Source organism: Micromonospora sp. NPDC049102 (assembly GCF_043197485.1).
In the GTDB taxonomy this organism is placed as follows: Bacteria; Actinomycetota; Actinomycetes; order Mycobacteriales; family Micromonosporaceae; genus Micromonospora.
This window is the reverse complement of the sequence record NZ_JBICTE010000031.1, coordinates 1-13,192: the sequence shown is the minus strand read 5'-3', so window position 1 is coordinate 13,192 and position 13,192 is coordinate 1. Positions and strand designations below refer to the sequence as shown.

The 13,192-nt window shown below is 72.7% G+C and carries 12 protein-coding genes; 2 read left to right on the top strand and 10 right to left on the bottom strand.

From position 1 onward, the window contains the following. Nucleotides 1-323 precede the first annotated feature (323 nt). Both ACGFH9_RS24690 and ACGFH9_RS24685 read left to right on the top strand, forming a co-directional pair. On the top strand, nucleotides 324-1,304 hold the full coding sequence (locus ACGFH9_RS24690) for a hypothetical protein (RefSeq protein ID WP_393223412.1): 981 nt from the start codon (nucleotides 324-326) through the stop codon (nucleotides 1,302-1,304). Beyond that, on the top strand, nucleotides 1,294-1,899 hold the full coding sequence (locus ACGFH9_RS24685) for a hypothetical protein (RefSeq protein WP_393223410.1): 606 nt from the start codon (nucleotides 1,294-1,296) through the stop codon (nucleotides 1,897-1,899). The genes ACGFH9_RS24690 and ACGFH9_RS24685 overlap by 11 nt, the downstream gene beginning before the upstream one ends. 136 nt (nucleotides 1,900-2,035) lie before the next feature. On the opposite strand, the gene ACGFH9_RS24680 is transcribed toward ACGFH9_RS24685, so the two are convergent. The 10 genes from ACGFH9_RS24680 to ACGFH9_RS24635 form a co-directional block, all read right to left on the bottom strand. After that, nucleotides 2,036-2,854 carry a class I SAM-dependent methyltransferase gene (locus ACGFH9_RS24680; RefSeq protein ID WP_393223407.1) on the bottom strand — a complete coding sequence of 273 codons (819 nt, stop codon included), beginning with the start codon at nucleotides 2,852-2,854 and terminating at the stop codon, nucleotides 2,036-2,038. Between the two features lie 69 nt (nucleotides 2,855-2,923). Next, the gene (locus tag ACGFH9_RS24675) at nucleotides 2,924-3,694 is read right to left on the bottom strand and encodes an ABC transporter ATP-binding protein (protein ID WP_393223404.1); all 771 of its coding nucleotides are present in this window, start codon (nucleotides 3,692-3,694) and stop codon (nucleotides 2,924-2,926) included. Next, nucleotides 3,694-4,437 carry an ABC transporter ATP-binding protein gene (locus tag ACGFH9_RS24670; protein WP_355233600.1) on the bottom strand — a complete coding sequence of 248 codons (744 nt, stop codon included), beginning with the start codon at nucleotides 4,435-4,437 and terminating at the stop codon, nucleotides 3,694-3,696. The genes ACGFH9_RS24675 and ACGFH9_RS24670 overlap by 1 nt, the downstream gene beginning before the upstream one ends. Continuing rightward, nucleotides 4,434-5,450, bottom strand: coding sequence for a branched-chain amino acid ABC transporter permease (locus ACGFH9_RS24665; protein ID WP_393223400.1), 1,017 nt, complete (start codon nucleotides 5,448-5,450; stop codon nucleotides 4,434-4,436). Before ACGFH9_RS24665 ends, ACGFH9_RS24670 begins: the two co-directional genes overlap by 4 nt. Continuing rightward, entirely contained in the window at nucleotides 5,447-6,343 is an 897-nt protein-coding gene (locus ACGFH9_RS24660) for a branched-chain amino acid ABC transporter permease (RefSeq protein ID WP_393223397.1), read from the bottom strand. The genes ACGFH9_RS24665 and ACGFH9_RS24660 overlap by 4 nt, the downstream gene beginning before the upstream one ends. Further along, the gene (locus tag ACGFH9_RS24655) at nucleotides 6,340-7,533 is read right to left on the bottom strand and encodes an ABC transporter substrate-binding protein (RefSeq protein ID WP_355233606.1); all 1,194 of its coding nucleotides are present in this window, start codon (nucleotides 7,531-7,533) and stop codon (nucleotides 6,340-6,342) included. Before ACGFH9_RS24655 ends, ACGFH9_RS24660 begins: the two co-directional genes overlap by 4 nt. 38 nt (nucleotides 7,534-7,571) lie before the next feature. Continuing rightward, nucleotides 7,572-7,976, bottom strand: a complete 405-nt coding sequence (locus tag ACGFH9_RS24650; protein ID WP_007460021.1) for a roadblock/LC7 domain-containing protein — start codon at nucleotides 7,974-7,976, stop codon at nucleotides 7,572-7,574. 16 nt (nucleotides 7,977-7,992) lie between these two features. Continuing rightward, a complete protein-coding gene (locus ACGFH9_RS24645) occupies nucleotides 7,993-10,449 on the bottom strand; it encodes a nitrate- and nitrite sensing domain-containing protein (RefSeq protein WP_393223393.1) in 2,457 nt (818 codons plus the stop codon). A gap of 179 nt (nucleotides 10,450-10,628) precedes the next feature. After that, nucleotides 10,629-11,120, bottom strand: a complete 492-nt coding sequence (locus ACGFH9_RS24640) for a helix-turn-helix transcriptional regulator (RefSeq protein ID WP_393223391.1) — start codon at nucleotides 11,118-11,120, stop codon at nucleotides 10,629-10,631. 242 nt (nucleotides 11,121-11,362) lie between these two features. Then, nucleotides 11,363-12,655, bottom strand: coding sequence for a cytochrome P450 (locus ACGFH9_RS24635; RefSeq protein WP_393223389.1), 1,293 nt, complete (start codon nucleotides 12,653-12,655; stop codon nucleotides 11,363-11,365). Between the last annotated feature and the right edge of the window lie 537 nt (nucleotides 12,656-13,192).

Genomic DNA, 13,192 nt, shown 5'->3' with positions numbered 1-13,192 from the left:
CGGAGCGGACAGCGCCATGGTGCAACGGCCGAACCAACAGTCGCTCCGTTGTAGGAACCCCACAAAACTTTTTGGCTGTCGAGCCGTGGGCGTCGGATCTCCGCCCGATCGTTGGCGTGGATCCCCGGGCGTCACCTTCGGGGGGCTTTGCGGCTTTCTGCCGCTATGGCCGACGCCAGTGTGCCCATCGGTGTGAGTGCGGCGGGGTCTCGGCGGAGCGACACATGTGCAAGTCTGGCTACGCTCCGAACTCCCGCGTACCACCACCAGGCACCGGCACGCCGCGCGAGGCGGGCTGGCCTTCGCCCGTTCCGGAGGAACCCGTGGCGCAACCATATCCCGCACGGCGCTGGTTGGCCGGCTTGGCCGTGGTCGGCCTCGCCGCCGTGTCCACCGGCGCTCCCGCCGCCGCCGAACCCACCGCACAACCCGCAGCGGCACTCAACCTCTACGCCAACAGCGCGATCGTCGCCCCCGGCGGCCCGCAGAAGTGGGTGGCGCTGCACTCGCTGGCACCCCAGTCGCTCGGCACCTACACGGTGCGCGTGGACCGCAGCGAGGTCGCCGCCTTCGCCGACGTCGTCGAGGGCGAGGGCCGCAGCACCTGCACCACCGCGGGGCCGGTCATCACCTGCGTGATCGACGGTGCCAACGAGCCGGACCAGGACCTGCTCACGCTGGGCGTGACCGCGCGCCCGGGCGCGCAGGTCGGTCAGCGGGGTGGGCTGGCCCTGACGGTCACCGCGCCGGGGACGGGCACCGCGACCTACCGCTCCACCGTCAGCATCGGCGACGGAGTCGACCTGGCCACCGCGTCCGACGTGGACCTGGAGGGCACCCTCGGGTCCACCGTCGGACTTCCGCTCACCGTGACGAACCGGGGCGCGACGACCGCGCGGGGCCTCGTGCTCTACCTGTACGGGTTCAACGGGCTGACGCCGGCCAAACGCTACAAGAACTGCGAGTACGTCGACCTCGACCAGGACAACAGCCCCTTCGCCTGCACGTTCGACACCGTGCTCGCACCCGGCGAGACGGTCGCGGTCGACTCCACGTTCACCGGGCACCGTCGCCGCCGACACCTGGGCACCCAACCTCTACTACAACTTCGCGTACTGGTTCACGCCGGCCGACTGGGAGGAGTTCCAGTCGCAGTACCGGCCGGCCGCGCCGCTCGGCCCCAGGGGCTCCGACCCGGCGCTGACGCTGGTACCGGCCACCGACACGCAGGTCCGCGCGCTCGGGCAGACCGACACCCGCTTCGTCAACAACGACACCACGATCACGCTCACCGTGGCCGGTGACCAGCGCGCCGACGTCGCGGCCGTCGGCGCCACAGTGACCGGCGCCGTCGGCGCGACCGTCCCCATGTCCGTCGGGTACGTCAACAACGGGCCGGCCCGTGCCGGGGACAGTGGACAGCAGGGACTCGCGGTCCCGACCACGGTGACCCTGCCGGCCGGCGTCACCGCGGTCACCGTGTCGACGTACTGTGTCGACCCGACGGACGACGAGTGGCGTCCGGGCAAGCCCGGCGCGCGGCTCTACGAGTGCTCCGCCCCGGGCGGCATCGCGCGTGGTGAACGGGTGGGCTTCGACTTCCGGCTGCGGATCGACCGGGCCGGCAGCCAGACCGGTTCCGTCGCGCTGCGTACCCGCTCCGGCGGCGGCCCGATCGCGGACCTGAACCCCGCCAACGACACCGCCCGACTCCTGGTCAACCCCAACGCCCCCACCACCCCCGGCGGCAACGGCAACGGCGGCGGTGGTGCCGGCGACGGCGGCTCGCTGCCGATCACCGGTGCGCCCCTCGGCCTCATTGCGGCCCTCGGTGCCCTCCTGATCACCGCCGGCCTCGGCGGCCTCCTCCTGACCCGCCGCCCCGACCCCAGGCCCTGACCCCAGGCTCTGACCCAGGCCCGCCACCTGCGTCGATCATGAAGTTGTTGCCCTGACACGCCGACACGGCGGGCGATAACTTCATGATCGACGCAGGTCCGCCGGTCACCGCCGGAGGAGGGTGTCCTAGGACGCTTTAGGGGGTGTGGGCTTGGTCGGGGCGGCGGCCTAGGGTGGAGACGAAGTGGTACGACATCACGGCGAACCCGGGGTCCCGCACGAGTCGACGGAAGGCATCGAGCTGCTGCGGTGACAGCCCCGCCGCCAGCAGGTCCGGCGCCAACTGGCGGGAGTTGGTCTCGTAGAGCGACGCGCCGGTCGACCGGCCTGCCCAGCTCTGCGAGTGGGTGATGGTGTCGACGTCGGTCAGGCCTGCGAGGGCCATCTCGGTGTGCACGTCCTGCGCCCACCCCAGGTCGGCGCCGTGGTCCTGCAACACCCCCATCATGGCGTCCATCACCTGCGCGAACAGCTTTGCCGCGTCGTCGCTCGGCGCGTTCAGCACCCGTACCGGCGTGGTGCAGTCGAACTCCTCGACGACCAGCCAGCCGCCCGGTGCCAACGCGCGGGCGAGCGTCCGCAGGACCCGTCGACGCTCGGGCAGGTGCAGCAGCACCAGGCGTGCGTGGATCAGGTCGAACGCGTCGCCGGGCGGGGGATCGGCGCGTACGTCGTGCCGGCGTACGTCCAGGTTGCCCTGCGCCACGAGGTGGGTGGGGTCGATGTCGGTGGCCAGCACACGGCCGTTCTCGCCGACCGCGCGGGCGATCCGCCGGGCCATCGAGCCGCCGCCGGCCCCGACCTCCCAGCAGGTCGACCCGAGGCGCAGGACCGGGCGGGCCAGGCGGCGCATCGTGATCGGATCCAGGAAGGACTCCAGCGCCCGCATCTGCGGAACCGCGTCCGGTGTGCCGTTGTCGAAGGTGTACGCGCCATCACTGGTCAGGGTCGCCATCGTCTTCTGCCTCTCCGAGAGGGATCGGGTGACTACGGGCTGCCGGTCCGGAGCCGGGGGACCGGGTGGCTACAGGCTGTCGGTCCAGAGCCGCGGGGTCGCTCCGGTGGCCGGGGTTGTCGGTGTGGCGGCGATGCCGACCATCGCCTCCAGGCGGGCGGGGTCGTTGCGTGCCTCGGCGGTCGGCCGGTCGTAGACCACCCGGCCGTACTCGAGCACCGCCACCCGGTCGGCGGTCTCGATCGCGTGGCGGAGTTGCTGTTCGACGAGCAGCACGGTCAACCCGCTGGCGGCGAGGTGACCGACGAGGTCGCGGACCCGCGCGGCCAGGTCGGGTGCGAGCCCCTCACAGGGTTCGTCGAGCAGCAGCACCCGTGGCTGGCCGAGCAGCGCGCGGGCGATGGCCAGCATCTGCTGCTCGCCGCCGGAGAGTTCGCAGCCACGGTGGCGCAGGCGTACCGCCAGGCGCGGCAGCAGTTCGAGGATCCGGGCCACCGTCCAGCCTTCACCGCCGGGTGTCGCGGCCCGCCACGGCGCGGCCGCCAGGACGAGGTGCTCGGCCACCGTCAACCGGGAGAAGACCCGCCGGCCCTGCGGGACGAGGCCGACGCCGGACTGCGCGACCCGGTGGGGTTGCCGTCCGGCCACGTGGACACCCCCGATCTCGATGCGCCCGCTGGAGGCGCGCACCAGCCCGGCGATGGTGTGCACGAGGGTGCTCTTGCCGGCGCCGTTGCGGCCCACCACGGCCTGGACGGTGCCCGGCGGTACCCGCAGGTCGACGTCGTGCAGCACGATCCCCCCGGCGTAGCCGGCGCAGAGCCGCTCCACGTAGAGCATCAGGACACCCCGTCGGCGTAGGCCTGCCGCACCAGCGGCGAGGTACGGATCTCGTCCGGTGTGCCGACGGCCAGGGTGCGGCCGTCGCGCAGCACGGTGACGGTGTCGCAGAGGGCGTACACCAGGTCCAGGTGGTGCTCGACCAGCAGCACGGCGACCTGCCGGGGCAGTGCCACCAGCAGCTCGGCGAGCCGGTGGACCTCGGTGGCGGACAGCCCGGCCGCCGGTTCGTCGAGCAGGAGCAGGCGGGGACGGCCGGCGAGGGCCATCGCGATCTCCAACTGTCGCCGCTGCCCGTGCGCGAGCTGACCGGCGGGCACCGTCGCGAGGTCGGACAGTCCCATCTGGTCGAGCAGCGCGGTGGCTCGCCGCCGGGCGGCGTCCCGGGTTCCACCGGGCCACCACCGCCGCCGCCGGATCGTCCGGGGCAGCGCCGCGACCTCGATGTTCTCGCTGGCGGTGAGGGTCGCGAAGACGGCGGGCCGCTGGTGTATCCGGTTGATGCCGCGCCGGGCCCGTGCCGCCGGTCCGAGCCGGCTGACGTCCCGTCCGGCGAAGCGCACCGTGCCGTGCCGGGGACGTGTCGTCGCGCCGAGCACGTTGAGCAGGGTGGTCTTGCCGGCCCCGTTGGGCCCGATGAGGGCGTGCCGTTGGCCGTCGTGCACACACAGGTCGACGTCGGTGAGCGCGGCGAGCGAGCCGTACCGCACGGTGACCTTCTCGGCGCTGAGCAGGCAGGTCATACGCGCAGCTCCGGGGTGCGGGTGGGTGCCGAGACCGGGAGGTCCGGAGTGGGGACGGATTGCCGGGGCCCGCCGCGCGGGCGGCGGGCCCGCGCGACGCCGGTGGGCAGCAGGTAGACCGTCGCCACGAACAGCGCGCCCAGCACCAGCGGGGCGTGACCGGGCAGCACCCCGAACAGCCAGTCCCGTACGGCGATGACGAGGACCGCGCCCACCAGCGCGCCGCCGACCGACGCGGTGCCGCCGATGACGACGCCGAGCAGGAGCAGCGCGGCCGTGTCGAAGCCGAAGTCGGCGGGGGATATGTACTGCTGGGCGACGACGAGCAGCGAACCGGCCGCCCCGGCGATCGCCCCGGCGACGACGTGCGCGCCGGACAGGTACAGCGGCACGCGGTGCCCGCTGGCCCGTAGCCGCGCCTCGTCGTCCCGCCCGGCGCGCAGCAGCAGACCGCCCCGGGACCGCACCAGCAGCAGGACCGCGCCGACCAGCACCGCCACGACGACGAGCGTGTAGACGTACCGGGCCTGGTCGGAGGCCAGGACCGCCATTCCCCACAGTGGACGGACCGGCGTGATTCCGGCCAGTCCGTCCGTGCCGCCGGTCACCGACCTCCAGCGTCCGAGGACGGTCACCACGAGCTCGCCGATCGCCAGGGTGATCATCAGGACGATGACGCCCCGGGCCGGCACGACCAGCGGCAGGGTCACGGCGGCGAGCGTCGCCCCGGCCAGCGCCGCCACCGCGACCTGCACCACGCCGACGTCGGAGACCTGGCTACCGAGCACCGCGCTGGCGTACGCGCCGGCGGCGTAGGGAGCCGTCTGGCCCAGCGTGGGCATGCCCGCGACACCGGTGAGCAGCGCCACGCTCACTCCGACCAGACCCAGCGCGAGGGTCCGGGCGAGGATCGCCGCGGTGTAGTCGTCGACCACCCACGGGGCCACGACCAGGCCGGCGACAACGAGCGTCGCGACGGCGGCCCGCAGTCGGCGGATCACCTCGTCCCTCACGCCGCCGCCCACCGCAGGGCCAGGCCCCGCGCCCGCACGGCGAGCACGGCGGCCATGGCGGCGAACAGCAGGAACGGGGCGGCGGACGGCAGCAGCGCCACGCCCAGGGTCTGGATCTCGCCGACCGCCAGCGCCGCGAGCAGGGTGCCCACCATGGACCCGAGGCCGCCGAGGACGACCACGACCAGCGACAACAGCAGCACCGTGTCGGCGGTGTCCGCGCCGGGCCCGATGATGGGCGCGCCGAGGACCCCGGCCGCGCCGGCCAGCGCGCCGCCGGCGGCGAGCACGCCGACCTTGATCCGCGCCGGGCTCACACCCAGGCAGGCGACCATCTCCGGATCGTCCACGGCCGCGCGGACCAGCATCCCGGCCCGGGTCCGTCGCACCGCCAGGTAGAGACCGGCGGCGAGGGCCGCCGCCACCGCGATGAAGACCAGCCGGTACGCGCCATAGCGGTGTCCGGCGACCGCCACCGACCCGTCGAGGGCGGCCGGAACCCGCACCTGCGGATCGTCGGGGCCGAAACCGGCGACGAGGAGGCTGCCGCCGGCCAGCGCCACCCCGAAGGTCAGCAGCGCCTGGGTGAGGTGGTTGCCGGTGGCGACCGGCGTGAGCAGCCCGGCGAGCACCACACCCGCCGCGGCGGCGGCCAGCACACCGACCCCGAGCGCCAGGGCGAGGCTCGCCCAGCCGCCGTCGAGCAGCGCTGCGGCGGTGTAACCGCCGATGGCGTAGAGCATGCCGTGTGCCAGGTTGAGGATGTTGGCGACGCCGAAGCAGAAGACCAGGCCCGACGCGGCGACGAAGACGAGCAGCCCGTAGGCGACACCGTCCAGCGCCGGGATGACGTACGGGTCGATCTGGTTCGTGCCGGCCGCCACCGTGTTCACCGGCCGACGGTCGCGAGGTCACCCACGACGGTGTTGGACAGCGCCCGACCGTCCTGGCGGACCTGGCGCAGGTACCACTTCTGCACGGGTGAGTGGGTGACAGTGGAGAACTGCCACGCGCCGCGGGGGCTGGCGATCTGCCCGAGCTTGCCGATCTGCGCGTTGATGGCCTCCGGCGTCGGGTCGCTCCCGGCCGCGCCGACGGCACGGTCGAGCACCGCCGCCGCGTCGTACGACGCCAGGGCGTACGTCGTCGGCGAGCCGTCGTGCTTGGCCTTCCACGCCGCGACGAAGTTGCGGTTCTCGGCGTTGTCGAGGTCGGGGGAGTAGTTGAGCACGGAGTAGATGTCCCGGGCCGCCTCGCCCTGGGCGTTGAGCACGCCGCCCTCGGTGAGGAACCCGGCCGCGTACAGCGGGATGTCCTTGATCTCGGACTGCGCGTACTGCTTGACGAAGTCGACGGCCGCGCTGCCGGCGTAGAAGGTGTAGACGGCCTGCGCGCCGGAGGCCTTGATCCGGGCGAAGTACGGCGTGAAGTTGGTGGTGGCCGGGAACGGGGTGAAGGTGGTCTTGCCGTCGGGATTGGCGAGCGTGCCGCCGGCCTTGGCGAACGCCTCGGTGAAGCCGCGCAGTTCGTCCCAGCCGCCCTGGTAGTCCGGGCCGATGGCGTACACCGAGCCCTTGACGTTGTCCTTGACGTGCTGGGCGATCGCGGCGCCCGGCTCGTCGGAGAGGTACGAGGTGTGCCACACCCGTTCGACGTCCTTGATCTCCGGCCGGCCGTTGGAGCCGACGAGCGGGACCTTGGTCTCCTGGAGCAGCGGGTAGACGCCGGCGACCGAGCCGCCGCCGACGATGCCGGTGAGCGCGGCGACGCGGTCCTGCTTGAGGAGCTTGGTGGCCGCCGGTACGGCGGTCGCCGCGCCGTTGCCCTCGTCGGCGACGACGAGGTCGACCTGCCGGCCGCCGAGCTTGCCGTCGTGGGTGTCCAGGTACAGCTCGAAGCCGTCGCGGATCTCCTTGCCGACGGACTGGTACGTCCCGGACAGCGACGCGAGGAGTCCGATCTTGATGGACCCGCCGCCGGTCGTGGCCGGTTCGTCGTCTGCGCAGGCCGTGCTCACGGTGAGCACGAGCGCGAGCAGCGTGGCGCCGATGGCACGGCTGCGCGCAGGGGTGGTGAGGGACATGTCGTCTCCAGGGGAAGAGGAGGAGGGGGTCGGTGGGGTCAGCGGCTGCGGGCGAGCGCCGCTCGGGCCGCGGGGGTCAGCGCGTCGCCGATCCGGTTCGCCAGTTCCGTCATCTCGTAGGAGACCTTGCCGACGTCGCATTCCGGTGCGGCGAGCACGAGCAGGGACGCACCGTCGTTGAAGGCCATCGAGAACATGAATCCACCTTCGAGCTGGGTGACATTGGAGATCACCGCCCCGGCGTCGAAGAAGGCCGCCGCGCCCCGCAGCAGGCTGACCAGGCCGCTGCCCGTCGCGGCGAGCTGGTCCGCCCGGTCCGGCGGCAGGTCGCGGGTGGCGGCCACCATCAGGCCGTCACTGGAGATGGCGATCGCATGGCTGACCTCGGTCGCGCGCTCGGCGAAGCTGTCCAGCAGCCAGCCGAGGTCCTGGTGGTCGGTCACGTGCTCTCCCTGTCGGTCACGAGTTGCCGAGGTTGATCGGGGTACGCCGGCGGGCCGCCACTCCCCGCGCGTACGCGGCCATCGCGGTGGCGACCTGGGCCGGGTCGCGGTATTCGGAGCGCTGCTGCTGGGTGGGCACGGTGACCCCGCCGGGCACCAGATACTGCTGGGGTTGCCGTTTGGGCAGGCCGGAGGTCGTGGTCACGGCCACGTCGGGCGTCTGCGCCTGGGCGGCGGTACGCCAGGCGTCGTCGGCGGGGCTGGACCACTGGCGGCCGTTCGGGGCGTCCACGACGTCGGTGTGGAACCAGTGGTTGACCTGTTCGAAGATGAGCAGCTCCTCGGTCGGCGCGTCACTGGGGTCCACGCGGGGCGTCGGGCGGAACACGGGCGCCGCCGGCAGCGTCCGCGCGGCCGGGGCGTGCCCGGCGGTCGGTTCCGAACCCGGCCGGTACGGGGGCGGGGCCGCGGACGTGCGGGCGGCCCGTCGGGACAGCCGGCCGGGGGCGAGCAGGTACTCCTCCGGTGGCAGCGACCGGATCATCGCCGCGGGCAGCGTCGCTTCGGCGAGGGTGCCGCGTCGGGGACCACGACGCAGTTGGACGCTGGCGCCGAGGCGGGCGGCGAGCTGCCCCACGACGACCAGGCCCATGGCCCGGACGGCGGCGACGTCGATGGCGGGTGGTCGGGCCAGCAGCTCGTTGAGTTGCTGCAACCGCTGCGGAGGCAGGCCCACGCCCTCGTCGCTGATCTGGATGATGACGCGGTCGCCGAGACTGCGGCCGCTCACCCAGGTCTCGCTGCCCGGTGGCGAGTACGCCGTCGCGTTGTCCATGAGTTCGGCGAGCAGGTGCACGACCTCGTCGACGGACTTGGCGGCCACCGCGACGTCGCCGTCGACCATGCCGAGCCGGATGCGCGCGTAGTGCTCGATCTGGGACTGGGCCGCCTGGAGCACCTGTTGCAGGGGTACGTCGTGCTGGCGTACCCGGCCGACGCCCACGCCGCCGAGCACGAGGAGGCTGGCGTTGATCCGGCCCATCCGCGTGGCCAGGTTGTCGAGGGCGTAGAGCTGGTGCAGGCGGTCCGGGTCGGTCTCGTCCCGTTCGACCCGGTCGACCTGGGCCAGGACGGCGTCGACGAGTCGCTGTTCGCGACGGCTCAGGTGGATGAAGATGTCGGCGGTGTTGGCGCGCATGACGGCCTGCTCGGCGGCGGTCCGCACGGCGGCCTGGTGTACGGCGCTGAACGCCTGACCGAGTTCGCCGATCTCGTCGTCGCTGGACGGTTCGAGGGCGGCTGTGGACTGTTCGCGGGCCAGCTCGTCGGGGTCGACGCTGGAGCTGTCGGGGCGTTGCAGCCGGGCCACCACGGCGGGGAGCTGTTCGAACGCGACGGCGTTGGCCGCATCGCGCAGGCGTCGCAGCCGGCGGGTGATCTGCCGGGCGACGGCCCAGGTGACCAGGGCGGTCAACAGCAGCGCCAGCAGCACGCCGACGCCCTCGGCCACGGCCCTGCGGCGCTGGTCGGCGTAGGCGGCCCGCACGTCGTCGAGCACCGCCACGTCGACGCGCCCCCGCAGGTCGGCCAGGCGGGCGGAGCGCTGCTGTGTCGTGGTGACCCAGTCGGCGGTCCGCAGGCGCAGCGGCGTTCCCGGTTGGGCGCGGCTGACCTCGTCCTGCATCCGTTGCAGCGCGAGCGCCTCCTTGCCGGTGCCGGCCTGCTCCCACCAGAGGCCCCACTCGGCCGGGGCGAGAGCCAGGAACGACAGGCTGGACTCGGTGTAGCTGGTGCGGGCCGCGGTGATGTCCTGCTGGGTGGCGGGGGTCAGCTCGCCGGCCGCCGCGGCCCGCAGGACGGCCACCTGCTGCTGGCCGATGGCCTCGGCGGTCTTCGACAGCGCGGCCGAGGCCCGGATGCCGTCGGCGAGGCGGGCGTTGACGACGCCGTGCGAGACGTTCTCCCGGAAGGTGATCAGGTCGGCGATGGCGATGCGGTAGCTGAACGTCATCGCGGACACCGAGGCGTGTTCGGCCGTGCGAACCTGGGTGCGCAGCGGCGCCAGGCCGTCCAGCGCGGCGTCGACGCGGCGCAGGAGCGTGGCGTTGGCGTCGGTGGGCACCCGGTCGCGCTGTCGGCGGTAGCGCGCGACGGCGGCGTCGGTGGCGGCCATCTCCGCGCCGAAGGCGTCCTGCTGCTCGGGCGCGGCGTGGGTGAGCAGGTCGGCGGCCGCGACCCGTTCGCGTTGCAGCCGGTACGCCAGGTCACCGGCCTCCGCGCCGAGGCGTGCCAGCACCTCCAGGTCGCTGGCTCGGGTCGTCTGGCGCGCGCTCTCGGTCAGCGCGAGGCCGGCGAAGCCGATCACGGCCACCAGTGGCGCCGCCACGATGAGGCGCAGCCGCCCGGCGATCCTCCAGCCGCGCTGACGGGTCGGGTAGGGTCGGGCCGCGTGGGACCTCGTGCTCGACGCCAAGATTGACTCCCGCGACTCGTCGATGACGGTCTATACGCACCTTGCCGAATGCAAGTCCCATTCGGCCGGAACCCGCGCTCGGAGGCCAGACCTCGCGGTGGTACAAACTGGCCGTACCAGCATCTGTACCCAGAGTCAGCGACCGGTGGCGCCCCGCGTCCGGTCCCGGGTGGACGCGCTCAGCGCTGGTCGTCGAGGTGCTCGGCGCCGCGACGGGGGTCGTGACGCGAGTCGGTGTCGTCCAGGTCGGGTTGGCTGCTGAGCACCTGGCCGATCAGCTCGCGCAACTCGTCGATGGCGTCCACCACGGCGCCCGGGTCGCGCGCGTCGCGCCGACCGCGCTGGCGCGGCACCGGTGGATCGAGGCGCGCTCGGTCCGACGAGCGTGGCCCCCGTCGTCCGTCGGCCGCCAACTGTTCGGCCGCGACCAGTGGCCACAGCGAGGCCAGTCGGCCGCCGGTGTCGAGCACGTCGTCGCAGCGGACCGCGAACTCGTGGCTGCCGAAGCGGCGGCCCGACTCCACCGCCGCGACGGTCTCCCGGCTGAACCGCACCAGGTCTGCCAGGGCGCGCTGGGTCAGTCCCCGTTGGACCCGGCAGGTGCGCAGTTCCCATCGGAACTGTTGGCTGGGCGCGGAGTGAGCAGCGCTCGACGGGGGCGTGTGCTCCATGCGCTCACCTTCGTGGCACCCGCGAAATCGGCAGCGGGTAGCAGATCGAGTCTGGCCGACGGGCTGAACATTCATAGGGGGCAATTCTTAACCCTCGGGACGATGGGTGTGAAGACGTACGCCGCGATGAATCGCCACGGAAAGCGCGCGGGTCCTGCGCATGGGTGTCGGGCGCGTCCTGCCGATCGGACCCGGCCGCCTCGGCTCGGCCCGCACGTCGGCGCCGCCGGACTTCGGCACGATCAGGCTGCCTGAGCCTCGGCGGGGGCCGGTTGGCTCACCTGCGGCGCGTCGGCGGGCGTCCGGACGTCGATCGTCGCGAGGAGACTGTCGTGCGCCCGGAACGAGACATTGGGTTTGAACGAACGGCGGTGTTCGGGTGCCAATTGGAGGCCGGGAATGGCCTCGGCCAGTTGTGTCAGAGCGATGCCGGCCTCCAGTCGCGCCAGTGCCGCCCCGATGCAGAAATGCGGCCCGTGACCGAATGACAGATGGTCGGCGGCGTCGATGCGGTGCTCGTCGAACCGGTCCGGGTGGGCGAACACCGACGGGTCCCGGTTGGCCGCCCCGATCATCAGCAGGCAGCGTGCGCCCGCCGGGATGGTGACCTCGCCCAGGGTGACGTCCCGACGGGTCACCCGCAGCCAGCCGTCGATGGCGGGCGCGAACCGCAGGGTCTCGGCCACGAAGCCGGGCACGGACCGCGGGTCGGCGACGAGCGCCTGCCACCGGTGCGGGCTGGACAGGGCCGCGTCGAGGGCGTGAGCGAGCAGTCCGGCGGTCGTCTCGTGCCCGGCCACCAGGAGGTTGAAGGCGAGGCTCGCCACCTCCGGCACGGTCAGCACGTCGTCGTCATCGTCCCGGTAGGTCAGCGCCCGGCTCACGAAGTCGGTACCGTTGACTCCACTGTCGAGCCGCTGCCGCACCAGGTCCTGGCAGTAGCGCCAGAACTCCAGCAGGCCGCGGGCCAGACGTACCTGCTCGTCCGGGTCCGGTTGCCCCCAGATGAGGGCCACCTGGCCGTCCGCCCACCGGCGGATGCGGTCGACGTCGGCGTCGGGCACCCCGAGGATGTCGAGGATGACCAGCAGCGGCAGCTCGGTGGTGAACCCGCTGACGAGATCAACCCGCTCACCCCGCTGGGCGACGAGCCGGGACACCAGCTCGTCGACGCGCCGGCGGACGATCCGGCCGTACTCGGCCTCGGCCCGATCCGCGGTGTTGGCGAAGGTCGCGCGCAGGGCGCGGCGGGTGCGGGGGTGCACCGGTGGGTCGGTGGCGGCCGTGGTCGGGGGCGCGTCGATCTGCATGATGACGCTCATCGCCTCCGGGCAGACCGCGTAGACCGGCGCGAGGGTGAGGGCGTTGCCGAACGTCGCCGCGTCGGCCAGGGCGCGCCGCACGTCCGCGTGCCGGCTGATCAGCCACAGACCCAGATCCTCGGCGTAGAGCGCCCGGTCGGGATCGTCGAGAATGCGCCGCCAGGCGCTCGCCGGATCACTGAGGTAGGCCCCGGAGTATGGACTCAACTGCATCGAACGCCTCCCGACACGCCGCGCGTAATCAGCGGCGCTCGCATCTTGTCGGTCACTGATGGTGGGTCGACAATGTCGGCATCAGCCGCCTGCTCTTCACGGTGCGCCGACCTGATGCGCAAGTCAAGATTGGTGTCCATCTATCTAATGGCCGCGACAATTGTGTATTGCAGAACTGTTCCGTCCCTGGCTGGTTGCACCTTGCAGCCCGAGGCTTGCGGGTCCGTGCCCTCCGAGCAAGGCCGCATCCCCGCAGTCCACGGTGGGTGGACTGCCCGATGTCGCAATCCTCATTCCCGGGGCAACGAATCCGCCGGACGCGGGTGACGCCGACCCTCGATGCGCTGGGGTACGCCGGTGGGGGAGGCGTTCAGCCGTCGGCGCGTTGGCCCGTCGGCGTAATCAGGTGGGCGAGCCAACCTCCATCCCCGCCAGCGAGGTCAGAGCGCGTTTCACATTGCTGTCAGTCGGGTGTGTTGAAGGTGCGGCGTTGTTGGCGGGTGGCGGGTTCGCCTCGGGTGAGACGGCGGAGCATGC

Coding starts and splice junctions, on each gene's coding strand:
- ACGFH9_RS24680 (WP_393223407.1), bottom strand. CDS start 2,854: ATGGCGACCCTGACCAGTGATGGCGCGTACACCTTCGACAACGGCACA.
- ACGFH9_RS24640 (WP_393223391.1), bottom strand. CDS start 11,120: ATGGAGCACACGCCCCCGTCGAGCGCTGCTCACTCCGCGCCCAGCCAA.
- ACGFH9_RS24635 (WP_393223389.1), bottom strand. CDS start 12,655: ATGCAGTTGAGTCCATACTCCGGGGCCTACCTCAGTGATCCGGCGAGC.
- ACGFH9_RS24670 (WP_355233600.1), bottom strand. CDS start 4,437: ATGACCTGCCTGCTCAGCGCCGAGAAGGTCACCGTGCGGTACGGCTCG.
- ACGFH9_RS24655 (WP_355233606.1), bottom strand. CDS start 7,533: ATGTCCCTCACCACCCCTGCGCGCAGCCGTGCCATCGGCGCCACGCTG.
- ACGFH9_RS24675 (WP_393223404.1), bottom strand. CDS start 3,694: ATGCTCTACGTGGAGCGGCTCTGCGCCGGCTACGCCGGGGGGATCGTG.